Here is a 25569-nt window from a genome sequence, read left to right as displayed (position 1 = left end):
AAACATGTATGGTAGTCGTCATTGCATTAACATATATTGGTATAACAACTTGAGAGGGTGAGGCAATGGAACAAACCTGGCGTTGGTACGGGCCGAACGATCCGGTTTCTCTTGATGATGTGCGTCAGGCTGGCGCAACGGGTGTAGTTACCGCGCTGCATCATATCCCTAACGGCCAGGTCTGGCCGGTAGACGAAATCAAAAAGCGTCAGGCACTGCTGGCTGAAAAGGGCTTAACCTGGTCTGTTGTTGAGAGTATTCCGGTTCATGAAGATATCAAAACGCATTCAGGCGAATGTGAAACCTGGATTGCTAACTATCAGCAAAGCATTCGCAACCTGGCTGTCTGCGGTATTGACACCGTTTGCTATAACTTTATGCCGATTCTGGACTGGACGCGTACCGACCTGGAATACACCTTGCCCGACGGTTCAAAAGCGTTGCGCTTTGATCAGATTGCGTTCGCGGCATTTGAATTACATATTCTGAAGCGCGAAGGTGCGGCGGCGGATTACACCGCAGAAGAGCAGCAGCAGGCGCTGGCATGGTTTAACGCCGCGAGCGACGCTGATATCGAAAAACTGACCCGCAATATTATTGCTGGCCTGCCGGGTGCCGAGGAAGGCTACACGCTGGATCAGTTCCGCGCGCGCCTGGCGGAGTACGGCAATATAGATAAGAACCAGTTGCGTGAAAACATGGCGCATTTCCTGCGCGCGATTGTGCCGGTAGCCGAAGAGGCAGGTGTGCGCATGGCCGTGCATCCTGACGATCCTCCGCGTCCAATCCTCGGCCTGCCGCGCATTGTATCCACCATTGAAGATATGCAGTGGCTGAAAGAGACGGTAAACAGCATCTACAACGGCTTTACCATGTGCACCGGTTCATATGGCGTGCGTGCGGATAACGACCTGGTGCGAATGATTGAAACTTTCGGCGATCGTATTCACTTCACCCACCTGCGCGCAACCTGCCGTGAAGATAACCCGAAAACCTTCCACGAAGCCGCACACCTGGGTGGTGATGTGAACATGGTGGCAGTGGTTGACGCTATTCTGGCGGAAGAGCAGCGCCGTAAACACGCAGGTGATTTACGTCCTATTCCGTTCCGCCCTGACCATGGTCATCAGATGCTGGACGATCTGCGTAAGAAAACCAACCCAGGCTATTCAGCCATTGGCCGACTGAAAGGGATGGCGGAAGTACGCGGCGTTGAGCTTGCACTGAAGATGACGAAGTACCCGGAACTGCTGTAGGTTCTGTTGCCCGGAGCGCGCTGCGCTTACCGGGCCTACAAAAAAACCGGCCATCGGGCCGGTTTTTTTATTCGCGCTTTCGTAGGCCGGGTAAGGCGGAGACGCCACCCGGCAAATGCCACAATCAGTCAGCACGACCCATATAACGTTTTTCTTCGATATGGATACGGATCTTCTCGCCAGCGGACAGGTATTCAGGAACCTGTACCACCAGGCCGGTGGTCAGGGTGGCTGGTTTGTTACGTGCGCTGGCGGAAGCGCCTTTGATGCCAGGTGCCGTTTCAACGATTTCCAGGTCTACTGTCTGCGGCAGCTCAAGCGCCAGCAGCACGCCATCCCAGGTCAGAACCTGCATGTCCGGCATCCCGCCTTCAGGAATGAAAAGCAACTCTTCTTCAATCTGATCTTTGGTGAAGATGTACGGGGTGTAGTCTTCTTTATCCATGAATACGTATTCGTTGCCATCGATGTAAGAGAAATCCACATAACGACGGGTCAGGGTCACGGTATCCACGATATCGTCACCTTTAAAGCGTTCTTCTACCTTCAGGCCGGTACGAACATCGGCGAAACGCATTTTGTACAGCGTTGCTGCTCCACGGGCGCTAGGGGCCTGAATATCGATATCTTTCACAATCAGCAGTTTGCCGTTGTAATTCAGTACCATACCTTTCTTAATTTCGTTCGCTCTTGGCATTGCAGTAATCCTGTTTACGGGAGGTAAAAAATATCGCGCCAAATTACTCGCGCGCGGCCTTTCAGGCAAGTGGATTTCGTGGCTTTTGCTATCAATACGCAAAAGGTGTTACTGTGCGCGCCACGCCCGATTGTGCGGGTATCCGTCGCTGAAAGAGAACATTTATGGATTGCCGTCCAGACTGTGGCGCATGTTGCACCGCACCGTCCATTTCAAGCTCCATTCCTGGGATGCCGGATGGCAAGCCTGCTAATACGCGCTGTGTTCAGCTTTCTGAAAACAACCGATGTATGATTTTTGGTTCACCCCTGCGCCCAAAAGTGTGTTCCGGGCTGATGCCGTCGGCTGAGATGTGCGGTAACACCCGTGCGCAGGCCATGACTTATCTTCTGGAGCTGGAATCCCTCACTGCGCCCTAAACATCCTTAATGCGCGTCAGGCAGCCAATCGTCAGCGTGCACATTACCAGCGCAATCCAGAACACCGTATGATAGTTCCAGATTTCGGCAACGACCCCGGCCATTGAACCGGCAATAATCCAGCCCACGCGGGTGGTATTGGTATAAAGGGTTGTTGCTGAGCCCGCCTGACCTGGCATGAGATCCTGGAAGTAGAGCATCCCAATCCCGGCGAGGATCCCGATATAAATGGCGTTCAGCAGCTGTAAAGCAAGCAGCAACGCCGGTGTGTGAGCGGTCAGCATTCCAATATAGAACAGCAATCCTGCCACTGCTGCTATGCGCATCAAAAAACGTTTTCCGAAGCGCTTTGCGTAATAACCTGCAATCAGCATGGTGGGAATTTCCAGACCTGCGGCCGTACCCATCATTATCCCGGCCAGTTTTTCCGACAGATGCAGTTCATCAATAATAAACAGCGGCATATTGATGATATAGAGGCTGTTAGTGCCCCACATTAAGGTGCAGATAATAAAGAGCAACAGTGCGTCGCGGCGGTTACGGCGGGGAGCTTCCAGTGCGCCGGTAGCCGTTTTGGGCTCTTTACGCATCGACGGCAGGAAAAACCACACCATCGCGCCACACACCACAAAGGCAACCGCCGCACTCAGGTACATCACCGTAAAGCCAAAACCCATCGCCAGCGCATAGGCCAGCGGCGGGCCAATCACCCAGGCAAGGGACACCTGCGCACGAAGAATTGAGCTGAACATGACGGCTTCACGTCCGGTGCGGTCGGCGTGCTCGCGGGCGAGGGCAAACATTTGCGGGTTGGCGGTGGAGCCAAAGCTGCTCAGGAACACGCCTACGAACAACAAAATGAAGTAGTTACGGTTCCAGGCAAACAGCACACAGGCAAAGACGCCTAACAAACAGCAGAAGACGATAAGGCTTTTGCGGTCGCCTTTTCGATCCGAACGCCCGGCCAGAAACTGGCTGACCAGAATGCCGATGATGGCGCTTCCGCTAAAAAAGAAGCCGACCATCGCCGGGCGGGCATGGACTTCGTTGGTCAGAAACAAACTTAGCGTTGGTGTTTGTAACGCACCGGCGATTCCGGTGAGGAAGGCAACAATCAAAAACGCCGTTGACGTCAAATCAAAAGGCTTTGGTGAGGCGGCAGCGGGGGTGTTATGCATGTTTCTATATCAGTGATTGCATGAGAGACGCGGAGTGTACGCCGCTTGTCAGAAAATAAACAGATGGTGCGGTCAATTTCACCACAAAAAATCAAAATGGCATTTCAACTTACAGGTCCAGGCTGACCTTAGCTGAAACTAGATTGCTGAACGTCAGCAAGTTTCAGCTGAACGAAGAAGAAATGTGCTGCATCTCTAAATTCTGAAACGAGAAATGTAACTTTCCTTGCAACACCTTGTAGAAAGAGCAAGACTTCTTGAAACGTTTCAGCGCTATCTTGTTTTAACTGAAGGAGCAGGTTAGCGCATTTTTTCTCATTTGAGCTGAAACGATTCAAGTTCAGCAGGAGAGGAGAACCATGTTCCAGTTATCTGTTCAGGATATTCACCCGGGCGCTCAGGCCGGGAATAAAGAAGAGGCCATTCGCCAGGTTGCCGCTGCACTCGTACAGGCAGGCAACGTTGCTGACGGCTACGTTAACGGGATGCTGGCGCGCGAGCAGCAAACCTCTACCTTCCTCGGTAATGGTATCGCTATTCCGCACGGGACAACTGACACCCGCGACCAGGTGCTGAAAACCGGTGTTCAGGTTTATCAGTTCCCTCAGGGCGTACTGTGGGGTGACGGGCAGGTGGCTTACGTGGCTATCGGCATCGCCGCCAGCAGCGACGAGCACTTAGGTTTGCTGCGTCAGCTGACGCATGTGCTGAGCGATGACTCAGTTGCAGAACAGCTGCAATCAGCAACCACCGCTGAAGAGCTGCGTGCATTGCTGATGGGTGAAAAACAGAGCGAAGCGCTGAAACTGGATAATGAAACGCTGACGCTGGATGTGGCTGCCACCGATCTGGTGACCTTGCAGGCACTGAACGCTGGCCGTCTGAAAGAGGCAGGTGCTGCTGATGCGGCATTTGTCGCGCACGTCATCAACGATAAACCGCTGAATCTGGGCCAGGGTATCTGGCTGAACGACAGTGCGGAAGGCAACCTGCGCAGCGCTGTCGCAGTGAGCCGTGCGGCAAACGCCTTTGAGGTTGACGGTGACCGTGCCGCGATGCTGGTGACCGTAGCAATGACTGATGACCAGCCGGTTTCCGTGCTGAAGCGTCTGGGCGATCTGCTGCTGAACAATAAAGCTGAAAAACTGCTGAACGCAGATGCGGCGACCGTACTGGCGCTGCTGACCAGCGATGATGCGCTGACTGACGATGTGCTGAATGCTGAATTCGTTGTGCGTAACGAACACGGCCTGCACGCGCGTCCAGGTACTATGCTGGTGAATACCATCAAACAATTCGACAGTGAAATCACCGTAGCGAACCTTGATGGCACAGGTAAGCCAGCGAATGGCCGTAGCCTGATGAAAGTGGTTGCTCTGGGTGTGAAAAAAGGCCACCGCCTGCGTTTCACTGCACAGGGTGCTGATGCAGAACAGGCGCTGAAAGCGATTGGCGATGCCATCGCGGCAGGTCTTGGGGAGGGCGCATAATGAGCAGACGTGTTGCGACTATTACGCTGAACCCGGCTTACGACCTGGTGGGGTTTTGCCCGGAGATTGAGCGTGGCGAAGTAAACCTCGTGCGTACCACTGGCCTTCATGCAGCAGGCAAAGGGATTAACGTCGCGAAAGTGCTAAAGGATCTCGGTATCGATGTCACCGTGGGCGGATTCCTCGGCAAAGATAACCAGGATGGTTTCCAGCAGCTGTTCAGCGAGCTGGGAATTGCTAACCGTTTCCAGGTTGTGCAGGGCCGTACCCGTATCAACGTCAAGCTGACGGAGAAAGACGGTGAAGTAACCGACCTGAACTTCTCCGGCTTTGAAGTGACCCCGGCAGACTGGGAGCGTTTTGTTAATGATTCCCTGACCTGGCTCGGTCAGTTCGACATGGTGTGCGTCAGCGGCAGCCTGCCGTCCGGCGTGAGCCCGGAAGCGTTCACCGACTGGATGACGCGCCTTCGCAGCCAGTGCCCGTGCATTATTTTCGACAGCAGCCGTGATGCGTTGGTTGCGGGTCTTAAAGCTGCGCCGTGGCTGGTAAAACCAAATCGCCGCGAACTGGAGATCTGGGCTGGCCGTAAGCTGCCAGAATTAAAAGATGTGATTGAAGCTGCACATGCACTGCGCGAACAAGGTATCGCTCACGTGGTGATTTCTCTGGGTGCAGAAGGGGCGTTGTGGGTTAACGCTTCTGGCGAATGGATCGCCAAACCACCATCGGTTGAAGTTGTGAGTACCGTTGGTGCAGGGGATTCAATGGTCGGCGGTCTGATCTATGGCCTGCTGATGCGCGAATCCAGCGAACATACTTTACGTCTTGCCACCGCCGTTGCTGCCCTGGCCGTGAGTCAGAGCAATGTCGGTATTACCGATCGTACCCAGTTAGCCGCGATGATGGCGCGCGTTGACTTAAAACCTTTTAACTAACAGCAGGAGAGGAATAATGAAAACGCTGCTGATTATTGACTCCGGTCTTGGACAGGCTCGCACTTATATGGCGAAGACCTTGCTGGGAGCGGCGGCAAGCAAAGCACATCTGGAGTTTATCGATAACCCGGGCGATGCCGAACTGGTAGTTGTTCTTGGCGATAAAATCCCGGCGGATAGCGCGCTGAACGGTAAAAAAGTGTGGCTGGGCGATATTAATCGCGCAGTGGCACACCCGGAACTGTTCCTGAGTGAAGCGAAAGGTCACGCGTCTGTTTACAGCGCACCTGTTGCGGCCGCTCCAGTTGCCGCCTCTGGTCCAAAACGCGTTGTCGCAGTCACCGCGTGCCCGACCGGCGTTGCACATACCTTTATGGCTGCTGAAGCCATTGAAACTGAAGCCAAAAAACGCGGCTGGTGGGTAAAAGTTGAAACCCGCGGCTCCGTGGGTGCGGGCAATGCGATTACCCCGGAAGAGGTGGCTGAAGCCGATCTGGTGATTGTCGCGGCCGATATCGAAGTGGATCTGGCGAAGTTCGCCGGTAAGCCAATGTACCGTACCTCTACCGGCCTGGCGCTGAAAAAGACCGCTCAGGAGTTTGATAAAGCGCTGGTGGAAGCCAAACCTTATCAGGCAACCGGTGCTGCACAGAGCGCGACTGAAGGTAAGAAAGAGTCTGCGGGGGCCTACCGTCACCTGTTGACTGGTGTTTCCTACATGCTGCCGATGGTGGTGGCTGGCGGTCTGTGTATCGCGCTGTCGTTTGCGTTTGGTATTCAGGCGTTTAAAGAACAAGGCACGCTGGCGGCTGCGCTGATGCAAATCGGCGGTGGTTCAGCCTTCGCACTGATGGTTCCGGTTCTGGCAGGCTTTATTGCCTTCTCCATTGCGGACCGTCCGGGCCTGACCCCGGGTCTTATCGGCGGTATGCTGGCGGTGAGCACCGGTTCCGGCTTTATTGGCGGTATCATTGCGGGCTTCCTGGCCGGTTATGTTGCGAAGCTTATCAGCTCGAAACTGAAACTGCCGCAAAGTATGGAAGCGCTGAAACCGATCCTGATCATCCCGCTGATTTCCAGTCTGGTGGTGGGTCTGGCGATGATCTACCTGATTGGTAAACCGGTTGCTGGCATCCTGGCGGGTCTGACCCACTGGCTGCAAACGATGGGTACGGCGAACGCGGTTCTGCTGGGTGCTATCCTCGGCGGTATGATGTGTACCGACATGGGTGGGCCGGTGAATAAAGCGGCATACGCCTTTGGTGTGGGCCTGCTGAGTACTCAGACCTACGCTCCGATGGCGGCGATTATGGCTGCGGGTATGGTGCCTCCTCTGGCACTGGGTCTGGCGACCATTATTGCGCGTCGTAAGTTCGATAAAGCGCAGCAGGAAGGTGGCAAAGCCGCACTGGTGCTGGGTCTGTGCTTCATTACTGAAGGTGCAATCCCGTTTGCAGCGCGTGATCCGATGCGTGTACTGCCATGCTGTATCGTCGGCGGTGCGGTGACAGGTGCAATCTCTATGGCGATTGGCGCGAAACTGATGGCACCACACGGTGGTCTGTTTGTTCTGCTGATCCCCGGCGCGATCACCCCGGTTCTGGGTTATCTGATGGCGATTATTGCCGGTACGCTGATAGCAGGTCTGTCTTATGCCGTGCTGAAACGTCCAGAAGTGGAATCCGCAGCAAAAGTTGCCTGATCCCACTCCACTTCACAAGGGCAGAGATTTCTCTGCCCTTTTTTTATGCCTTTATGCCAGGAAACCTGCCGATAGCGCCGGGTTTCCTGGCATGAAGGGAATTCATTCTGGACATCATGAGAAGTGTTGTGGGGATGGTGGTATTACTGGCAATTGCTTTCCTGTTGTCAGTAAATAAAAAGCGAATCAGCTTGCGAACCGTGGGCGCTGCGCTGGTGCTACAAATCGCTATCGGCGGGGTTATGCTCTATTTCCCACCGGGGAAATGGCTGGTGGAGCAGGCCGCGTTCGACGTTCACAAGGTGATGTCCTATAGCGACGCGGGAAGTGCCTTTATTTTTGGCTCGCTGGTGGGGGTCTTCGGTTACATGCTGGCTCCACTGGCCAGGATTATGGGCGTGGACTGGAGTGATGCCACTATTGCAGGGTTCTTTATTGTTTTGTAACGAAACTGCCCGGGCATTACGCCTGGGCGGTTTGCAGCAGATAAAGTGCGTTATCCGCGGAAAGTGTCGGGTTGTTAATGCTGACGCTGGCGCGCGATAACGCGGCGCAGGCCATGGCGAAGTGCGCGCTGTCGCGAAAATCGCTCCCTTCCAGAAAACTGTAGATAAGCCCGGCCATAAAGCCATCATCGGCGCCAAAGCTGTCCACTACCGTGTGAGCTGGGGGCGTAAGCAGAAACTGTTCGCCATTCTTCTTGCTGCAAAAGACCGACTCATCTTTCAGGCACACATAAATGTGCTCAACACCCTGCTGATGGAGTGCATTCACCGCTTTTATGCGGTCGGCATCGGAGTGAATTGGCTGGCCCCACAGGATCTCCAGCTCTTTTTGCGTCGGTTTCAGGGTGTGGATCCGCGAATACCAGGTCTTGATTTTTGCTGCTTTGAATTCAGAAACGGTATCAATAAAGACCGGGATATCGTCCGCAATGGTAAATACCCACTCGATAGCTTCAGCCGTCAGGTTGCAGTCAGCCAGCACGACTCCGGCGTGGCGGATAAGATCCCTGGAGCCGTTCAGCAGTTGCGGGGTCAGTTTTTCCAGAATGTGGGTATCGTTAATTGCCAGAACCGTCTCTTCCTGCTGGTTGGCAATGGAAAGATAGGTGGAGGTATTATGCCCATGCAGACGGATACAGCTTGAGATATTTACCCCTGCCAGACGAGTCTGCTCCAGGAGGGTTTCGCCGTAAAAATCGCTGCCTACGGCGGAGATCAAATGCACATCGCGCCCCAGCAGGGCCAGGTTATGCGCAATGTTGCGGCCCACGCCGCCCGCCGAACATTGAATGTTCCCGGGGTTTGATGCAGCCTGCGGATAATGGATATCCGCCACGCCGCGAATATCCATGTTAATCGCGCCGACCACCACACAGTACTCTTGCTCGGTCAGGATGTAGCCTTTCCCTTTGATCATCCCTTTGCGCATTAAATCCATGATGTGTGCCGCCACACGTGAACGGCTGATCTGCAAAATATCGGCGATCTCGTTTTGCTGGATAAGAGGATTACGACGCAGGATTTTGAGTATCTGCTTCTCTCTGTCGTTCATTATTACGCAACCGCCTTATCAGTCTGCTGTGCTTTCAGCCAGGCTATCTCTTCTGCCCAGATATCCGGGTTAATGGTTTCCAGCACCATCGGGATACCATCAAACCGGGCGTCCTGCATGATAAAGCGGAAAGCATCATGACCGATATTGCCTTCACCCAGACTGTGATGTCGGTCAACGCGGCTGCCAAAGGTGCTTTTGGCATCGTTTAGGTGCATCCCGCGCAGGTATTTAAAGCCGACAATGCGCTCGAATTCGTCGAAGGTCTTTTTGGTCTCTTCGAGGGTGCGCAGATCGTACCCGGCGGCGAAGGCGTGGCAGGTATCAATACACACACCGACGCGGGTCTTGTCTTCCACGCCGTCGATGATGGCCGCCAGATGCTCGAACTTAAATCCGAGGTTACTGCCCTGACCGGCAGTATTTTCGATAACCGCCGTCACGCCTTTGGTTTTATCCAGCGTAATGTTGATGGATTCCGCAATACGCGCCAGGCAGGCATCTTCATCTATTTGCGTCAGGTGGCTGCCCGGGTGGAAGTTCAGCAGCGTCAGGCCGAGCTGTTCACAGCGTTGCACTTCATCGAGGAAGGCTTCACGGGATTTCTCCAGCGCCTCTTCAACCGGATGGCCAAGGTTAATCAGGTAACTGTCGTGGGGAAGGATCTGGCCCGGCCCGAAGTGATATTTCTCACAGGCGGCTTTGAAATCATCAATCACGTCACTGGTGAGCGGGGCGGCGCGCCACTGGCGCTGGTTCTTGGTGAACAGAGCGAAAGCGGTCGCGTCGATTTCAGCAGCACGAATGGCGGCATTCGCAAGGCCACCGGCAGCGCTTACGTGCGCTCCAACATATTTCATACAAGAACTCCTGTTAACCCGAAATGCTTATGATAGCGGGTTAACAGGAGAAGGACGAGGTGGTTTATGCCATCAAACTGTGAACGACCAGATTAATTGCGCCGCCGCCCACAATCAGCCAGATAAAGAGCACCAGCGCCATCAGCAGCGGCTTAGCACCGGCTTTTTTCAGCGCGCTGACGTGCGTGGTGACACCCAGCGCCGCCATCGCCATCGCCAGTAAAACCGTATCCAGCGTAACCAGCATATCAACCACGGCTTTAGGCAGCAGATGGAAGGAGTTAAACACTGCCACCACAATAAACAGAATGGCGAACCACGGAATAGTGATTTTGCTTTGCTGGCTACTGCCTGCCGGAGCCAGCTGTTTAACACGCGCCGCCAGGATAATCAGGAACGGTGCCAGCATCATCACGCGCAGCATTTTGGCAATCACCGCCGCGTTCTCTGCATCCGGATTAATGGCGTGACCGGCGGCCACCACCTGTGCAACCTCATGCATTGTTGAACCAATGTAGATGCCATAGGTTTCAGGTGTAAACCAGTGCGCGACCAGCGGATACATGGCCGGATAGAGGAATATCGCCAGCGTACCGAAGATAACAACGGTCGCCACGGCCACAGTCACTTTGCTGGATTCAGCCTTAATCACCGGCTCGGTTGCCAGCACGGCTGCGGCGCCGCAAATACTGCTGCCTGCCCCGATAAGCCAGCTGGTTTGTTTATCCAGCCCGAAGACTTTCTGCCCAATAAAGCAGGCCAGTAAAAAGGTACTGGTCAGCGTGAGTACATCGATGGCGATACCGCTGACACCGACATCTGCAATCTGCGAAAAGGTCAGGCGGAAGCCATACAGGATGATCCCCAGACGCAACAGGTGTTGCTTGGCGAAGATAACGCCGCCGTCGCAGGATTTCCAGATATGTGGATAGACGGTATTCCCGACGACCATGCCAAGCAAAATAGCCAGCGTTAATGCGCTGAAACCTGCGCCAGCAACCGCCGGAATGCTGCCGCCCCATAATGCCACGCCCGTGATAACGGCACTGAGCGCAAGGCCGGGCACGAAGTGCCACACTGTACGATGATTCTGTAGGGTGAGTTCTGTCATAACCTTCTCCTTTATCTGGCTAAAAGGTTACGGCGGTCTGGCTTAAAAATAAAATTGATTATATATTTATAATTAATCTTTATAAGTGGTAAGCAACCATGCACATTACATTGCGTCAGCTGGAAGTTTTTGCCGAAGTGCTGAAAAGCGGGTCAACAACCCAGGCTTCGCAGATGCTGGCTTTGTCTCAGTCTGCGGTCAGTGCGGCGTTGACCGATCTTGAAGGGCAGCTCGGCGTTCAGCTCTTCGACAGGGTAGGGAAGCGCCTGGTGGTGAACGAACATGGTCGTCTGCTTTACCCGCGCGCGCTGGCATTGCTGGAGCAGGCGACAGAAATCGAGCAGCTGTTCCGCGAAGACAACGGCGCGATCCGCGTTTTCGCCAGCAGTACCATTGGTAACTACATTCTCCCGGAAGTGATTGCCCGCTATCGCCGTGATTTCCCCACTTTGCCGCTGGAGATGAGTGTGGGAAACAGCCAGGACGTCATTAATGCGGTGATCGATTTCCGTGTGGACATTGGTCTTATCGAAGGACCTTGTCATAACGTGGATGTGATTGCTGAACCCTGGCTGGAAGATGAGCTGGTGGTGTTTGCATCTCCTGCCTCTCCTTTATTAGAAGGAGAGGTAACCCTGGAGCGTCTGGCCCAGGCGCAGTGGATCTTACGTGAACACGGTTCCGGGACACGCGAAATAGTTGATTATCTGTTGTTATCCCACCTGCCGCAGTTTCAGTTGGGGATGGAGCTTGGGAATTCCGAAGCCATCAAGCACGCGGTGCGCCACGGATTAGGGATCAGCTGCCTCTCCCGGCGAGTGATTGCAGAACAGCTTGAATCCGGCACCCTGGTCGAAATTCCGGTGCCGTTGCCTAAACTGGTGAGAACGCTGTGGTGCATTCACCATCGTCAAAAGCACCTTTCCAGCTCGCTCCAGCGTTTTCTGCGTTACTGCGAAATCTGAATTTCTCTCCCCGGTGGCGCTTCGCGGGCCGGGGAAGGGCCTCTTTTTGTCCTGCCTTTTTCTACGTTACTTATAATCCAGGCCGAGTCATGAAGCTCTCTTATAACTGGGCATTTCTGCCAGAAGGAACGCTTATCGTCTGTTACAATCGCGCCTCATTTATTAAATGGACAGCATTTTCACATGGTTTCAGAAATTAAAACCACAGAAGCGCCCGCGCTACGTCGCGAACTTAAGGCGCGCCACCTGACGATGATCGCCATCGGCGGTTCTATCGGTACAGGTCTTTTCGTTGCCTCTGGCGCAACGATTTCCGCGGCAGGCCCGGGTGGGGCACTCTTTTCTTATATCCTGATTGGCCTGATGGTGTACTTCCTGATGACCAGTCTGGGTGAACTGGCGGCATACATGCCAGTGTCGGGTTCGTTTTCAACCTACGGTCAAAAATACGTTGAAGAAGGCTTTGGCTTCGCGCTGGGCTGGAACTACTGGTACAACTGGGCGGTGACTATCGCCGTGGACCTGGTGGCCGCACAGCTGGTCATGAACTGGTGGTTCCCGGATACGCCGGGCTGGATCTGGAGCGCACTTTTCCTGTGCGTAATTTTCCTGCTGAACTACATCTCCGTTCGCGGTTTTGGTGAAGCAGAATACTGGTTCTCTCTGATCAAAGTGGCGACCGTCATTATCTTTATCGTTGTCGGTGTGGCAATGATCGTCGGTATTTTCAAAGGTGCTGAACCTGTGGGCTGGAGCAACTGGACGATTGGCGATGCGCCGTTTGCTGGCGGGTTTTCAGCAATGATTGGCGTGGCGATGATTGTTGGCTTCTCCTTCCAGGGGACAGAGCTTATCGGTATCGCCGCAGGGGAATCAGAAGATCCAGAGAAGAACATTCCGCGCGCGGTGCGTCAGGTGTTCTGGCGTATCCTGCTGTTCTATGTGTTCGCCATCCTGATTATCAGCCTGATCATTCCTTATACCGATCCGAGCCTGCTGCGTAATGATGTGAAAGACATCAGCGTGAGTCCGTTTACGCTGGTCTTCCAGCACGCGGGCCTGCTCTCTGCGGCTGCGGTAATGAACGCCGTTATCCTGACCGCGGTGCTGTCTGCGGGTAACTCAGGTATGTACGCCTCAACCCGTATGCTCTACACCCTGGCGTGCGATGGTAAAGCGCCACGCATCTTCGCCAAATTGTCCCGTGGCGGCGTGCCGCGTAACGCGCTGTATGCCACCACTGTGATTGCGGGTCTGTGCTTCCTGACCTCGATGTTCGGCAACCAGACGGTCTACCTGTGGCTGCTTAACACGTCCGGTATGACGGGCTTCATCGCCTGGCTGGGGATTGCTATCAGCCATTACCGCTTCCGTCGCGGTTATGTGATGCAGGGGCATGACCTTAACAACCTGCCGTACCGTTCAGGTTTCTTCCCACTGGGGCCGATTTTCGCCTTCATTCTGTGCCTGATTATTACGCTTGGTCAGAACTATGAAGCCTTCCTTGCGGACACCATTGACTGGGGCGCAGTAACGGCCACGTACATTGGTATCCCGCTGTTCCTGGTCATCTGGTTTGGTTACAAACTGACGAAAGGAACCCAATTCGTTCGCTACAGCGAAATGGATTTCCCGGAACGATTTAAAAAATAATCGCACTTCCTCTCTTTTAACCCGCTCAACTGAGCGGGTTTTTTTATCTCCACATTATGAAGAACAGATATATTTCTTAACAATTAAATTGATAATAGCTATCGTTTGCTTTATCGTTACGGAAAAATAAGCAGCAACCCGACCAGCCGGAGATGCGGGCGGGCAGCAAGGCATTGCGAGCAATAATTATTTGTTTTAATTGTATTTACCTCATGGAGATATGGAATGTTTAGGTTGAATCCCTTCGTCCGGGGAGGACTTTGTGCGTCCGCAATGTCCCTGGCACTGCCTGTCATCGCAGCCGAATCCGGCGACACTATGGTGGTGACGGCCGCCGCTACCGAGCAAAACCTGAAAGATGCACCGGCCAGTATCAGCGTCATTACTCAGGAAGATTTGCAGCGTAAACCCGTCCAGAACCTGAAAGATGTGTTACAGGACGTGCCGGGTGTACAGCTCACCAACGAAGGGGATAACCGCAAAGGAGTCAGCATCCGTGGCCTGGACAGCAGCTATACGCTGATCCTGGTCGACGGAAAACGTGTGAACTCCCGCAATGCGGTTTTCCGTCACAACGATTTTGACCTGAACTGGGTCCCGGTAGACGCCATCGAGCGTATCGAAGTGGTGCGCGGACCAATGTCTTCGCTGTACGGCTCTGATGCCCTGGGCGGGGTGGTGAACATCATCACCAAAAAAATCGGCCAGAAATGGACGGGGACCCTGAGTGCAGATTCCACCATTCAGGAACACCGCGATCGTGGCGACACCTATAACGGCCAATTCTATACCAGCGGTCCGCTGGTGGACGGCGTTCTGGGGCTGAAAGCCTACGGTAGCCTGTCTAAGCGCGAAAAAGACGACCAACAACAATCTTCCACGTCTGCCACTGGGGAAACGCCGCGTATTGAGGGCTTCACCAGCCGCGATGCCAACGTTGAATTCGCCTGGACGCCAAATGAAGATCATGACTTTACCGCGGGCTATGGTTTCGATCGCCAGGATCGTGACTCCGATTCGCTGGACCAGAACCGTCTGGAGCGCCAAAACTACTCCCTGAGCCACAATGGTCGCTGGGGGATGGGCAATAGTGAGCTCAAATTCTACGGTGAGAAAGTTGATAACAAGAACCCGGGGAACACCGGCACTATTACGTCCGAAAGCAATTCTGTTGACGGTAAATACGTGTTGCCGCTGTCTGAGATTAACCAGCTTCTGACCTTCGGCGGGGAGTGGCGTCACGACAAGCTTAAAGACCCGGTTAACCTGACGGGCAGCTCCAGCAGTGCGACATCTGCGAGCCAGTATGCACTCTTCCTGGAAGACGAATGGCGGATCTTTGAACCGCTGGCGCTGACCACCGGCATCCGTATGGATGACCATGAAACTTACGGCGATCACTGGAGCCCGCGTGCCTATCTGGTCTATAACGCGACCGATACCGTCACGGTGAAAGGGGGGTGGGCAACCGCATTTAAAGCGCCATCGCTGCTGCAACTTAGCCCGGACTGGGTGACCGGTTCGTGTCGCGGCGCCTGCGAAATTGTGGGTAACCCGGATCTGAAACCGGAAACCAGCGAAAGCGTCGAACTTGGGCTGTACTACAGCGGGGAAGAGGGCTGGTTAGAAGGTGTGCAGGCCAGCATTACCACGTTCCAGAACGACGTGGATGACCGGATCAGCATCAGCCGTACCGCTAACGTAAACCAGGCTCAGAGCTACCCGAACTATGTCGGGCTGAACGCCGATGGCGAACCTATTTTCCGATATTACAACGTCAATAAGGCCCGTATCCGTGGGGTAGAAACTGAGCTGAAGTTCCCGGTTGCAGAAGACTGGAAAGTGACGCTGAACTACACCTATAACGATGGCCGTGATATCAGCAACGGTGGTAACAAACCGTTGTCCGAACTGCCGTTCCATACCGCCAATGGTACCGTCGACTGGAAGGCAACGCAGGACTGGTCGTTCTATGTTCAGGGGAACTACACCGGTGAGAAGCGTGCGCTGACGTCGGGAGAAGCGACGCCGGGTGGTTATGTTATCTGGAACACCGGCGCGGCATGGCAGGCAACGAAAAGCGTGAAGCTGCGTGCCGGCGTGCAGAACCTGCTGGATAAAGACCTGAGCCGTGACGATTACAGCTACACGGAAGATGGCCGCCGTTACTTTGTGGGCGTGGATTATAAGTTCTGATGCGGTAATGTGCCGGGTGGCGGCTGCGCCTTACCCGGCCTACAAAACAGCACAAACTCGTAGGCCCGGTAAGCGAAGTGTATGACCGGATACATAGGTGACAGATCAGACCGGGAACATAGGTAACACTTTTAGTCTATCCGGAGCACACTCTGGGTTTTACTGTCGTAGTACGCAAGTGTTATTCCATTAAAGATGATGGCTTCCAGGCCATCATCTTGTTCTTTCAGCATTATGTACTCACCAGTCAGTGCTTCACTCAGGAACACGGTCCCCTTTTTTCCCATATACAGTGTTCCCCTCGATTTCACCCTGTAGACCATGCCCCCTGTCGGATAAACATATTCAGGCACTCTGCCATCCCAGTGTCGGCCCGAGGGTTGCCACACCGTTCCGGGCGTTGCACCTGCCAGGGCTTCATGCGGCCTCTCGTGGTTAAACTCTTCCCGGTAGTCACTGAACCACCGCTGTTGTTCTTCCATCGTCATGAAGGTGTTGCCATATTTCACCGCACTTTTCAGGGAGCGGTGCATTCGTTCATGGCGGCCATTCTCTTCCGGGTGTCCCTTTCTGATACGTTCCGGCCTGATGCCCAGCTTGATTAGCCAGACTGCAAGACGGCTTAATCCGGCTATGCCTGTTCCCGCGAAAGGTTGACCGTTATCGGTTCTGAGCACTTCCGGCAGACCATATTCCAGGAATGCATCAGTCAGGCACGCTCTGACAAAGGGCTCACTCTCCCGGTGTGTTCCCCGGCAGCACAGCAGATACCGGCTGTGATTGTCGGTCAGAGTGAAGGGATGGCAGTACTCCCCGCTCAGCAACCTGAATTTGCCTTTAAAATCAGCACTCCAGACCTGATTGTTCTCACTGATGGTGGTCAGCGGCTGGCGATTACCCGGTGTTCTGCGTTTTCTCTTTTTATCCGGAACCAGCCCTTCACGCTTGAGGATATCGCCGATAGTACTGGCGGCAGGTACGGCAAAATCGACATGGTGATTGAGCAACCACATCCGCAGTTTTTTCGGCCCCCAGTCAGGGTGTTTCTGACGCAGGGCAGTCAGATGCCCGACGATATCATCAGGAACTGTCCGGGAGTGGGAATGCGGAGCGCGCGACTGGTCAGAGAGGGATGACAGGTCAGAAGGGTCAAAACGTTCAAGCCATTTGTAGCCGGTTTTACGGCTGATACCAAAAAGACGGCAAAGAGCGGAGAAGGAGGCCGTACCTGCATGGCAGGCACGGATAAAATCAAGGCGTTGCATAGGTTGGGTCTCAGTCCAGGGCATAGCGAGTCTCCTCTTCTATGCCAGTTATAACTGTTACCCATGTATCCGGTCTAAAGTGTTACCCATGTTTCCGGTTCATACCGAAGCGCCACCGGGCATGAAAGGCCGCACTTACCCGAACAAATGCTCCGCATGAAAGCGGAGATGATCCTCAATAAAGGACGCAATAAAGTAATAGCTGTGATCGTACCCCGGCTGAATACGCAGCGTCAGTGGCCAGTCTTTCTGGCGTGCTGCTTCAGCAAACACCGCAGGTTGTAGCTGTCCGGCCAGGAACTGATCGGCATCCCCCTGATCGATAAGCGTCGGGATCGCATCTTCAGCATTGCTTGCCAGTAGCAGCGCGCAGCTATCCCATGCCTGCCATTTTTCGGCATCATTCCCCAGATACTGCGTAAAGGCTTTCTGCCCCCACGGTACGTGCGTTGGGTTCACAATGGGCGCAAATGCCGAAACGCTGGTGAACTTACCGGGATTTTTCAGCGCCATGATCAGCGCGCCGTGCCCGCCCATCGAATGACCGCTGATAGCGCAACGCTCGCTTAGCGCAAATTCCGCCTGAATCAATGCCGGTAGCTCATCACGGACATAATCATACATGCGGTAATGGCTGGCCCACGGTTGCTCGGTGGCGTTCAGATAAAACCCTGCGCCTTTGCCTAAGTCGTATCCGGCGTCATCGGCTACATCATCACCGCGCGGGCTGGTGTCCGGCATCACCAGGGCAATGCCCAGTTCAGCGGCAATGCGCTGTGCACCCGCTTTGGTGGCGAAGTTTTCGTCGTTACAGGTTAGGCCAGACAGCCAGAACAGAACGGGTGGTTTCGCTCCCTGTTCAGTCGGCGGTAGGAAAATGCTGAACGTCATGGCGCAGTTCAGTACGGTGGAGTCGTGCCGCCAGCGCTGCTGTCGACCTTCAAAACAACGGTGCTCTTCGAGCAGTTCCATGCAAGGATCCTTATACGAAGTGGTATTCATTAGACCCATAATACAGAGTTTTCATTTACCTGTGAGTAACTTTCACTTCCGCTTAGCAGCAAGATACTGCATCATAAATTAACTTATTTTTAACAACTGGAGTGGTCATGGCGCTGCGGATTGCGCTCAGCGGATTTGTCGTTCTGGTCGTTGCGATGGGAATTGGGCGCTTCGCCTTCACCCCGCAGGTACCGCTGATGATTGCGGACGGACAACTTACGTTGACGAGCGCCGGGCTGGTGGCGGCGATGAACTACCTCGGCTATCTGGCGGGGGCCTGGGATGCCATGCGAGCGCATCGTTTCGTGGAAGCGCGACTCTGGGCCGGGATCACCGGTGCGGTTGCACTGACGTTGCTCTCAGCGGTTGCGGATAATGCCGTAGCTCACGGCGTGCTGCGCTTTGCCATCGGCTGTATGAGCGGCTGGTCAATGGTGCTGATTGCGGCGTGGACCAACGAGCGGCTGGGACATCTGGGGAAACCGGGACTGAGCGCGGCGGTGTTTGCCGGACCGGGTGCGGGTATCGCCCTTAGCGGCTTGCTGGCGGTCTATATTCAGAGCAGGGCGATCCCGGCAGGGGCCGCATGGCAGATTTATGGCGTTCTGGCGCTTACCCTGGTGACGCTGGTCGCGCGCTATCTTCCCCGTGGCGGCCAGCTTCACCGTCCTGAGACGGCACCTGAACCGCTGGTCCTGACCACCAATCTGCGGCGTCTGGTGTGGAGCTATAGTCTGGCGGGCTTCGGGTATATCCTTCCGGCGACATTTTTATCGCAAATGGCGGTCGCGCGTTTCCCGGGCAGCCTGTTTGCGCAGTTTGTCTGGCCGCTCTTTGGCGCGGCGTCCGTGGTGGGGATTGCGCTCAGCATTGTGTTACGTCACTTCTCATCCTCTAATCGCAGGCTGGCCATTGTGCTGTGGTTGCAGGGTTTCGGCGTGCTGGCTGCCTGGCTTGTGCCGGGCATCATGGGCTTTTTGCTGGGCGGATTACTGGTAGGCGGTGGGTTCCTGTGCGCTGTTCAGCTTTCTCTGTTGTATGGCCGGGAACTGGCGCCTCAGCATACGCGCTATATGGCAGGGTTGCTCACCACGGGCTATGCTGTTGGACAACTCGTTGGCCCCGTGACCTCGGCATTATCTACCTGGTTTTTGCATCAGCTGGAGCCTGCGTTAGGGCTTGCGGGTATTGCACTGTTTATCGGCGGTGCGCTAGTCTGGAACCGCAAGGCCGAAAGGCAACAGCAATTGCAATAATTATCGTCGTGAATACTGGATTATGTGCGCCGCCTCACGCACAATGAGCGCACACTTTTGCCACAACGAGGGCAGAAGACAGCCACACCTGCGGGAGAAAATAAATGTCATCACTCAGTAAAGAAGCTGCCCTGGTTCATGAAGCCCTGCTTGCGCGCGGCCTTGAAACGCCTCTGCGTCCACCCGTTCAGGAGATGGACAATGAAACACGTAAACGTCTGATTTCCGGCCATATGACCGAGATTATGCAACTGCTGAATCTCGATCTGAGCGATGACAGCCTGATGGAAACCCCTCACCGCATCGCGAAAATGTATGTCGATGAGATTTTCTCAGGCCTGGACTACGCTAACTTCCCGAAAATCACCGTTATCGAAAATAAGATGAAGGTTGATGAGATGGTAACGGTTCGCGACATTACGCTGACCAGCACCTGCGAGCATCACTTCGTCACTATCGACGGTAAAGCCACCGTGGCTTACATTCCGAAAGATACGGTTATTGGTCTGTCGAAAATCAACCGTATCGTGCGCTTCTTTGCGCAGCGCCCGCAGGTACAGGAACGTCTGACGCAACAGATCCTGACTGCGCTGCAAACATTGCTGGGAACCAATAACGTGGCGGTGTCTATTGATGCGGTTCACTATTGTGTGAAAGCGCGCGGCGTTCGTGATGCGACCAGTGCGACCACCACTACGTCTCTGGGCGGCCTGTTTAAATCCAGCCAGAACACTCGCCAGGAGTTCCTGCGCGCGGTACGTCACCACAACTAATCAGGCAGGGCAGGGTACATGGAGCGAAATGTCACGCTCGATTTTGTTCGCGGCGTCGCCATTCTCGGTATCCTGCTGCTTAATATCAGCGCCTTTGGTTTGCCAAAGGCCGCTTATCTCAACCCGGCGTGGTACGGTGACATCACCCGTAGCGATGCCTGGACATGGGCCTTTCTCGATCTTTTCGCCCAGGTTAAATTCCTCACCCTCTTCGCGCTGTTGTTTGGTGCCGGGCTTCAGTTGCTGTTAAAGCGCGGTACGCGCTGGATACAGTCTCGTCTGACTCTGTTAGTGATTCTTGGTTTTATCCACGGCCTGCTTTTCTGGGACGGCGATATTCTGCTGGCTTATGGATTAGTCGGTTTAATCTGCTGGCGACTGATCCGCGATGCGCACAGTGTGAAAAGCCTCTTTAACACCGGCGTTATGCTGTATCTCATGGGCATCGGTGTGCTGATACTGCTGGGGATGATTTCAGGTGACGCTACCAACCGTTCGTGGATCCCGGATGCGGCGAACCTCCAGTATGAACAGTTCTGGAAGCTGAAAGGTGGCGTGGAAGCAATAAGCAACCGTGCAGATATGCTCGGTGACAATCTTCTGGCGCTGGGGGCGCAGTATGGCTGGCAGCTGGCGGGAATGATGCTGATGGGCGCCTCGCTGATGCGAACGGGCTGGCTGAAAGGCGAATTCAGCCTTCGCCATTATCGTTGTGTCGGGGCCGGGCTGGTTGCGGTTGGTGTGCTGATTAATGTTCCGGCAATCGTGATGCAGTGGCATCTTGACTGGAATTACCGCTGGTGTGCCTTCCTGCTTCAGGTGCCACGCGAGCTTGGCGCACCGTTCCAGACCATTGGCTATGCGGCGCTGATTTATGGCTTCTGGCCGCAGCTGTGTCGCTTCTGGTTAGTCAGTGCCGTTGCCTGTGTCGGGCGAATGGCACTGAGCAATTACTTACTGCAAACGTTGATTTGCACCACGCTTTTCTATCGTTTTGGTCTGTTTATGAAATTCGACCGACTCGAACTGCTGGCGTTTGTTATTCCGGTCTGGGTCATCAATGTGGCGTTTTCGGTTATCTGGCTGCGTTATTTCCGCCAGGGACCGCTGGAATGGCTATGGCGGCAATTAACCGCACATGCTTCGGGTGTATCATTGAGTAATACATCCAGATAACGATCTGGATCACAATCATTAACAAAACGGATGTAAACGTTTTCATCTGTGTGAGCTTCTTCACGTAGTCCCCTTTCTCTCGCTGCCAAAATAGCCACCTTGCTTAACACAGGGGGTGTCTGTGAGTTGCTGCAATCCTATTAAGGATGGTGAATATGATCACCATTCGTGACGTCGCCCGCCAGGCGGGCGTTTCTGTTGCTACTGTCTCGCGCGTGCTGAACAACAGCGCGCTAGTCAGCCCTGAAACCCGTGAAGCCGTGATGAAAGCCGTCACGCAACTGGGATACAGGCCGAATGCCAATGCCCAGGCGTTAGCCACCCAGGTAAGTGACACCATTGGTGTGGTGGTGATGGATGTATCGGACTCATTCTTTGGCGCACTGGTCAAAGCGGTCGATGTTGTCGCCCAGCAGCACCAGAAGTATGTGCTGATTGGCAATAGCTATCATGAAGCTGAAAAAGAGCGCCATGCGATTGAGGTTCTGATTCGCCAGCGATGTAACGCATTGATTGTTCACTCAAAGGCCTTGAGTAACGAGGAGCTGGCAGGGTTTATGGAACAAATCCCTGGCATGGTGCTGATCAACCGAATTGTGCCGGGTTACGCCCACCGTTGTGTCGGGCTGGATAACGTCAGCGGTGCCATGATGGCCACGCGGATGCTGATTAACAATGGCCATCAGCGCATCGGCTTTCTGGCGTCCAGCCATCATATTGAAGACGATGCTATGCGCCGCGAAGGGTGGCAGAGGGCGCTAAAAGAGCACGGCATTACGCCTCTGGAAAGCTGGGTGGGCACGGGCTCGCCGGATATGCAGGGTGGGGAAGCGGCGATGGTCGAACTGCTGGGGCGCAATCTTCACCTTTCTGCTGTCTTTACCTACAACGATAACATGGCCGCGGGTGCACTTACAGCGCTGAAAGACAACGGAATTGCGGTGCCACAGCATTTGTCGCTGATTGGTTTTGATGATATCCCGATTGCGCGTTACACCGATCCGCAGCTGACCACGGTGCGATATCCGATTGCTTCAATGGCAAAACTGGCGACTGAGTTGGCGTTACAAGGCGCGGCAGGGCAGTTGGATCCGGGAGCAACACACTGTTTCATGCCGACTTTAGTGCGTCGCCATTCGGTATCTATTCGGCAAACTGTGGTTCCGATCACTAACTGATTACGTAGGTCGATGTAACCGTTTTCAATCTGTGAGTAAATTCACAGTATCTTAACAAGGCGCTTACTATGATGTCAGCGTTTTAGGAGCTGAAACGCTATGTAACGGTGATTAATCACTTTCACTATAGCCAAAGTGCCGCAAACAACCAATAAAACGCATTTCTGGAGCGTTACCGAACACGGAAGATAGAAATTTTATAAGTGAACTTCGGCTGTCAGTAACGTTTTTTTAACACCTGCCCGCCGACCGTTATTCACAAGAACTACCCTGCATAAAAAAACCGGAGATACCATGAATAAGAAGGTGTTGACTCTGTCTGCTGTTATGGCAAGTATGCTTTTTGGTGCAACAGCGCACGCTGCGGATACCCGTATTGGTGTGACAATCTATAAATACGACGACAACTTCATGTCTGTTGTTCGTAAAGCTATCGAGAAAGATGCTAAAGCAGCGCCAGACGTTCAGCTGCTGATGAATGACTCCCAGAACGACCAGTCCAAGCAGAATGATCAGATCGACGTACTGCTGGCGAAAGGCGTGAAAGCACTGGCAATCAACCTGGTTGACCCAGCTGCGGCAGGCACAGTTATCGAGAAAGCGCGTGGCCAGAATGTGCCAATCGTTTTCTTCAACAAAGAACCTTCTCGTAAAGCGCTGGACAGCTATGACAAAGCGTTTTACGTGGGTACTGACTCTAAAGAGTCCGGTATTATCCAGGGCGATCTGATTGCTAAACACTGGGCGGCAAACCCTAACTGGGACCTGAACAAAGATGGTCAGATCCAGTTCGTTCTGCTGAAAGGCGAACCAGGCCACCCGGATGCTGAAGCACGTACCACTTACGTTATCAAAGAACTGAACGACAAAGGCCTGAAAACTCAGCAGCTGGCGTTAGATACCGCAATGTGGGATACCGCTCAGGCGAAAGATAAGATGGACGCGTGGCTGTCTGGCCCGAATGCTAACAAAATCGAAGTGGTTATCGCCAACAACGATGCGATGGCAATGGGTGCAGTAGAAGCGCTTAAAGCACACAACAAATCTTCCATTCCTGTGTTCGGTGTGGATGCTCTGCCAGAAGCACTGGCGCTGGTTAAATCTGGCGCAATGGCCGGTACCGTTCTGAACGATGCCAACAACCAGGCGAAAGCCAGCTTCGATCTGGCGAAAAACCTGGCCGAAGGTAAAGGTGCAGCTGATGGCACCAACTGGAAGATTGAAAACAAAATCGTTCGCGTTCCATACGTGGGCGTAGACCAGTCCAACCTGGCTGAGTTTATCGGTAAATAAGTCATTAGTACTGTCTCCACTGGGCGCAATTCGTTGCGCCCTTTTATAACGCGATATGCGAGGCCAACAAGGTATAATTATGGTCAGCACAAATACTCAGTCGTCCGGTGAATACTTGTTGGAAATGACCGGTGTCAACAAGTCTTTTCCCGGTGTTAAGGCACTCGATAATGTTAATTTAAAAGTTCGTCCTCACTCTATTCATGCCTTAATGGGTGAAAACGGTGCGGGGAAATCAACATTGTTAAAATGTCTTTTTGGGATCTATCAAAAAGATTCTGGCAGCATTCTTTTTCAGGGGAAAGAGATCGATTTCCATTCAGCTAAAGAAGCACTGGAAAACGGTATCTCGATGGTTCACCAGGAATTGAACCTGGTACTGCAACGTTCAGTTATGGATAATATGTGGTTGGGTCGTTATCCAACCAAAGGTGTGTTTGTCGATCAGGATAAAATGTATCGCGACACCAAAGCCATTTTCGATGAACTGGATATTGATATCGATCCGCGCGCCCGCGTCGGTACATTATCGGTATCCCAGATGCAGATGATCGAAATTGCAAAAGCGTTCTCCTATGATGCAAAAATCGTCATCATGGATGAACCAACATCGTCATTAACGGAAAAAGAGGTTAACCACCTTTTTACCATTATTCGTAAACTCAAAGATCGCGGCTGCGGTATTGTCTATATCTCGCACAAAATGGAAGAGATCTTCCAGTTGTGCGATGAAATCACCATCCTGCGTGACGGTCAGTGGATTGCCACTCAGCCGCTCGAAGGCCTGGACATGGACAAGATCATTGCCATGATGGTTGGCCGCTCGCTGAACCAGCGCTTCCCGGACCGTGAGAACAAACCGGGTGAAGTGATCCTTGAGGTGCGTAACCTGACCTCGCTGCGTCAGCCGTCCATTCGCGATGTCTCATTCGACCTGCATAAAGGCGAAATTCTGGGGATCGCAGGGCTGGTCGGTGCCAAACGTACCGATATCGTGGAAACCCTGTTTGGTATTCGCGAAAAAGCCGACGGCACTATTACGCTGCACGGTAAAAAAATTAACAACCACAACGCTAACGAAGCCATTAACCATGGTTTTGCGCTGGTGACAGAAGAACGTCGTTCTACCGGTATTTACGCTTATCTGGATATTAACTTTAACTCGTTAATTTCGAATATTCGTAATTATAAGAACAAAGTCGGTCTGCTGGATAATTCCCGTATGAAGAGTGATACCCAGTGGGTTATTGACTCCATGCGTGTTAAAACGCCAGGCCACCGTACACAAATCGGCTCTCTGTCAGGTGGTAACCAGCAGAAAGTGATTATCGGTCGTTGGTTATTAACCCAGCCAGAAATTCTGATGCTGGATGAACCAACCCGCGGTATCGATGTGGGTGCAAAGTTTGAGATTTATCAGCTGATTGCTGAGCTGGCTAAAAAGAATAAAGGGATCATTATCATTTCTTCCGAAATGCCGGAATTGTTAGGGATCACAGATCGTATTCTGGTTATGAGCAATGGTCTCGTTGCCGGTATTGTTGACACCAAAACGACAACGCAAAACGAAATTCTCCGTCTTGCGTCTTTGCACCTTTAAGATC

At 53.5% G+C, this 25569-nt stretch carries 21 protein-coding genes and 1 pseudogene; 15 read left to right on the top strand and 7 right to left on the bottom strand.

The window, feature by feature from the left end:
- Window positions 1-65 precede the first annotated feature (65 nt).
- Window positions 66-1256: a mannonate dehydratase gene (uxuA, locus tag ACT9TW_RS20920; protein ID WP_446493588.1), complete on the top strand. Its 1191-nt coding sequence runs from the start codon at window positions 66-68 to the stop codon at window positions 1254-1256.
- A 124-nt stretch (window positions 1257-1380) separates the two neighbouring features.
- Here the strand turns inward: uxuA and yeiP are convergent, their stop codons facing one another.
- Window positions 1381-1953 (bottom strand): elongation factor P-like protein YeiP, encoded by a 573-nt coding sequence (gene yeiP / locus ACT9TW_RS20915; RefSeq protein WP_008500940.1) that lies wholly within the window; start codon window positions 1951-1953, stop codon window positions 1381-1383.
- Window positions 1954-2117: 164 nt separating this feature from the next.
- On the opposite strand from yeiP, the gene ACT9TW_RS20910 reads away from it, so the two are divergent.
- Complete coding sequence (locus ACT9TW_RS20910) at window positions 2118-2372, top strand: YkgJ family cysteine cluster protein (RefSeq protein ID WP_446493587.1); 255 nt, start codon at window positions 2118-2120, stop codon at window positions 2370-2372.
- Here the strand turns inward: ACT9TW_RS20910 and setB are convergent.
- Window positions 2369-3550, bottom strand: coding sequence for a sugar efflux transporter SetB (gene setB, locus ACT9TW_RS20905; protein WP_446493586.1), 1182 nt, complete (start codon window positions 3548-3550; stop codon window positions 2369-2371). The genes ACT9TW_RS20910 and setB overlap by 4 nt on opposite strands.
- A 359-nt stretch (window positions 3551-3909) precedes the next feature.
- Here setB and fruB point away from each other — a divergent pair, with 359 nt between their 5' ends.
- The 4 genes and pseudogenes from fruB to ACT9TW_RS20885 all read left to right on the top strand — a co-directional run.
- A complete protein-coding gene (gene fruB, locus ACT9TW_RS20900; protein ID WP_446493585.1) occupies window positions 3910-5040 on the top strand; it encodes a fused PTS fructose transporter subunit IIA/HPr protein in 1131 nt (376 codons plus the stop codon).
- Complete coding sequence (gene fruK / locus ACT9TW_RS20895; protein WP_014071044.1) at window positions 5040-5978, top strand: 1-phosphofructokinase; 939 nt, start codon at window positions 5040-5042, stop codon at window positions 5976-5978. Before fruB ends, fruK begins: the two co-directional genes overlap by 1 nt.
- Before the next feature lie 16 nt (window positions 5979-5994).
- Window positions 5995-7680 carry a PTS fructose transporter subunit IIBC gene (gene fruA / locus ACT9TW_RS20890; protein WP_446493584.1) on the top strand — a complete coding sequence of 562 codons (1686 nt, stop codon included), beginning with the start codon at window positions 5995-5997 and terminating at the stop codon, window positions 7678-7680.
- Between the two features lie 107 nt (window positions 7681-7787).
- Window positions 7788-8036, top strand: a pseudogene (locus ACT9TW_RS20885) (Na+ dependent nucleoside transporter N-terminal domain-containing protein); the annotation flags it as partial.
- A 106-nt stretch (window positions 8037-8142) separates the two neighbouring features.
- Here the strand turns inward: ACT9TW_RS20885 and ACT9TW_RS20880 are convergent.
- The 3 genes from ACT9TW_RS20880 to ACT9TW_RS20870 form a co-directional block, all read right to left on the bottom strand.
- Window positions 8143-9237, bottom strand: coding sequence for a sugar kinase (locus ACT9TW_RS20880; protein WP_446493583.1), 1095 nt, complete (start codon window positions 9235-9237; stop codon window positions 8143-8145).
- A gap of 2 nt (window positions 9238-9239) precedes the next feature.
- Window positions 9240-10097, bottom strand: coding sequence for a deoxyribonuclease IV (gene nfo / locus ACT9TW_RS20875; protein ID WP_315686202.1), 858 nt, complete (start codon window positions 10095-10097; stop codon window positions 9240-9242).
- Window positions 10098-10161: 64 nt separating this feature from the next.
- A complete protein-coding gene (locus ACT9TW_RS20870) occupies window positions 10162-11208 on the bottom strand; it encodes a YeiH family protein (RefSeq protein ID WP_315686199.1) in 1047 nt (348 codons plus the stop codon).
- Window positions 11209-11306: 98 nt separating this feature from the next.
- On the opposite strand from ACT9TW_RS20870, the gene yieE reads away from it, so the two are divergent.
- The 3 genes from yieE (at window position 11307) to cirA (ending at window position 16022) form a co-directional block, all read left to right on the top strand.
- Entirely contained in the window at window positions 11307-12173 is an 867-nt protein-coding gene (gene yieE / locus ACT9TW_RS20865; RefSeq protein ID WP_182061763.1) for a DNA-binding transcriptional regulator YeiE, read from the top strand.
- Between the two features lie 183 nt (window positions 12174-12356).
- A complete protein-coding gene (locus ACT9TW_RS20860) occupies window positions 12357-13826 on the top strand; it encodes an amino acid permease (protein ID WP_182061762.1) in 1470 nt (489 codons plus the stop codon).
- Window positions 13827-14051: 225 nt separating this feature from the next.
- Complete coding sequence (gene cirA / locus ACT9TW_RS20855) at window positions 14052-16022, top strand: catecholate siderophore receptor CirA (RefSeq protein ID WP_446493582.1); 1971 nt, start codon at window positions 14052-14054, stop codon at window positions 16020-16022.
- A gap of 131 nt (window positions 16023-16153) precedes the next feature.
- Here the strand turns inward: cirA and ACT9TW_RS20850 are convergent, their stop codons facing one another.
- Window positions 16154-17311 carry a DDE-type integrase/transposase/recombinase gene (locus tag ACT9TW_RS20850; RefSeq protein ID WP_315685889.1) on the bottom strand — a complete coding sequence of 386 codons (1158 nt, stop codon included), beginning with the start codon at window positions 17309-17311 and terminating at the stop codon, window positions 16154-16156.
- A gap of 111 nt (window positions 17312-17422) precedes the next feature.
- Window positions 17423-18259 (bottom strand): S-formylglutathione hydrolase, encoded by an 837-nt coding sequence (gene fghA / locus ACT9TW_RS20845; RefSeq protein WP_446493581.1) that lies wholly within the window; start codon window positions 18257-18259, stop codon window positions 17423-17425.
- A 137-nt stretch (window positions 18260-18396) separates the two neighbouring features.
- On the opposite strand from fghA, the gene ACT9TW_RS20840 reads away from it, so the two are divergent.
- The 6 genes from ACT9TW_RS20840 (at window position 18397) to mglA (ending at window position 25565) form a co-directional block, all read left to right on the top strand.
- Entirely contained in the window at window positions 18397-19545 is a 1149-nt protein-coding gene (locus tag ACT9TW_RS20840) for a YbfB/YjiJ family MFS transporter (RefSeq protein ID WP_446493580.1), read from the top strand.
- 104 nt (window positions 19546-19649) lie between these two features.
- Window positions 19650-20318 carry a GTP cyclohydrolase I FolE gene (gene folE, locus ACT9TW_RS20835; RefSeq protein WP_014071031.1) on the top strand — a complete coding sequence of 223 codons (669 nt, stop codon included), beginning with the start codon at window positions 19650-19652 and terminating at the stop codon, window positions 20316-20318.
- Between the two features lie 18 nt (window positions 20319-20336).
- On the top strand, window positions 20337-21494 hold the full coding sequence (yeiB, locus tag ACT9TW_RS20830; RefSeq protein ID WP_446493579.1) for a DUF418 domain-containing protein YeiB: 1158 nt from the start codon (window positions 20337-20339) through the stop codon (window positions 21492-21494).
- A 155-nt stretch (window positions 21495-21649) separates the two neighbouring features.
- Window positions 21650-22672 (top strand): HTH-type transcriptional regulator GalS, encoded by a 1023-nt coding sequence (gene galS, locus ACT9TW_RS20825; RefSeq protein WP_446493578.1) that lies wholly within the window; start codon window positions 21650-21652, stop codon window positions 22670-22672.
- Between the two features lie 294 nt (window positions 22673-22966).
- On the top strand, window positions 22967-23965 hold the full coding sequence (gene mglB / locus ACT9TW_RS20820) for a galactose/glucose ABC transporter substrate-binding protein MglB (RefSeq protein WP_446493577.1): 999 nt from the start codon (window positions 22967-22969) through the stop codon (window positions 23963-23965).
- Window positions 23966-24044: 79 nt separating this feature from the next.
- Entirely contained in the window at window positions 24045-25565 is a 1521-nt protein-coding gene (gene mglA, locus ACT9TW_RS20815) for a galactose/methyl galactoside ABC transporter ATP-binding protein MglA (RefSeq protein ID WP_014071027.1), read from the top strand.
- Window positions 25566-25569: the final 4 nt, after the last annotated feature.

The sequence above is a fragment of the Enterobacter sp. C4G1 genome (assembly GCF_052886895.1).
This window is presented reverse-complemented; position numbering and strand designations above follow the sequence as displayed.

Bases quoted from the DNA above. Each gene is read 5' to 3' on its own strand.
- uxuA (WP_446493588.1), top strand. From the start codon at position 66: ATGGAACAAACCTGGCGTTGGTACGGGCCGAACGATCCGGTTTCTCTT.
- yeiP (WP_008500940.1), bottom strand. From the start codon at position 1,953: ATGCCAAGAGCGAACGAAATTAAGAAAGGTATGGTACTGAATTACAAC.
- ACT9TW_RS20910 (WP_446493587.1), top strand. From the start codon at position 2,118: ATGGATTGCCGTCCAGACTGTGGCGCATGTTGCACCGCACCGTCCATT.
- setB (WP_446493586.1), bottom strand. From the start codon at position 3,550: ATGCATAACACCCCCGCTGCCGCCTCACCAAAGCCTTTTGATTTGACG.
- fruB (WP_446493585.1), top strand. From the start codon at position 3,910: ATGTTCCAGTTATCTGTTCAGGATATTCACCCGGGCGCTCAGGCCGGG.
- fruK (WP_014071044.1), top strand. From the start codon at position 5,040: ATGAGCAGACGTGTTGCGACTATTACGCTGAACCCGGCTTACGACCTG.
- fruA (WP_446493584.1), top strand. From the start codon at position 5,995: ATGAAAACGCTGCTGATTATTGACTCCGGTCTTGGACAGGCTCGCACT.
- ACT9TW_RS20880 (WP_446493583.1), bottom strand. From the start codon at position 9,237: ATGAACGACAGAGAGAAGCAGATACTCAAAATCCTGCGTCGTAATCCT.
- nfo (WP_315686202.1), bottom strand. From the start codon at position 10,097: ATGAAATATGTTGGAGCGCACGTAAGCGCTGCCGGTGGCCTTGCGAAT.
- ACT9TW_RS20870 (WP_315686199.1), bottom strand. From the start codon at position 11,208: ATGACAGAACTCACCCTACAGAATCATCGTACAGTGTGGCACTTCGTG.
- yieE (WP_182061763.1), top strand. From the start codon at position 11,307: ATGCACATTACATTGCGTCAGCTGGAAGTTTTTGCCGAAGTGCTGAAA.
- ACT9TW_RS20860 (WP_182061762.1), top strand. From the start codon at position 12,357: ATGGTTTCAGAAATTAAAACCACAGAAGCGCCCGCGCTACGTCGCGAA.
- cirA (WP_446493582.1), top strand. From the start codon at position 14,052: ATGTTTAGGTTGAATCCCTTCGTCCGGGGAGGACTTTGTGCGTCCGCA.
- ACT9TW_RS20850 (WP_315685889.1), bottom strand. From the start codon at position 17,311: ATGCCCTGGACTGAGACCCAACCTATGCAACGCCTTGATTTTATCCGT.
- fghA (WP_446493581.1), bottom strand. From the start codon at position 18,259: ATGGAACTGCTCGAAGAGCACCGTTGTTTTGAAGGTCGACAGCAGCGC.
- ACT9TW_RS20840 (WP_446493580.1), top strand. From the start codon at position 18,397: ATGGCGCTGCGGATTGCGCTCAGCGGATTTGTCGTTCTGGTCGTTGCG.
- folE (WP_014071031.1), top strand. From the start codon at position 19,650: ATGTCATCACTCAGTAAAGAAGCTGCCCTGGTTCATGAAGCCCTGCTT.
- yeiB (WP_446493579.1), top strand. From the start codon at position 20,337: ATGGAGCGAAATGTCACGCTCGATTTTGTTCGCGGCGTCGCCATTCTC.
- galS (WP_446493578.1), top strand. From the start codon at position 21,650: ATGATCACCATTCGTGACGTCGCCCGCCAGGCGGGCGTTTCTGTTGCT.
- mglB (WP_446493577.1), top strand. From the start codon at position 22,967: ATGAATAAGAAGGTGTTGACTCTGTCTGCTGTTATGGCAAGTATGCTT.
- mglA (WP_014071027.1), top strand. From the start codon at position 24,045: ATGGTCAGCACAAATACTCAGTCGTCCGGTGAATACTTGTTGGAAATG.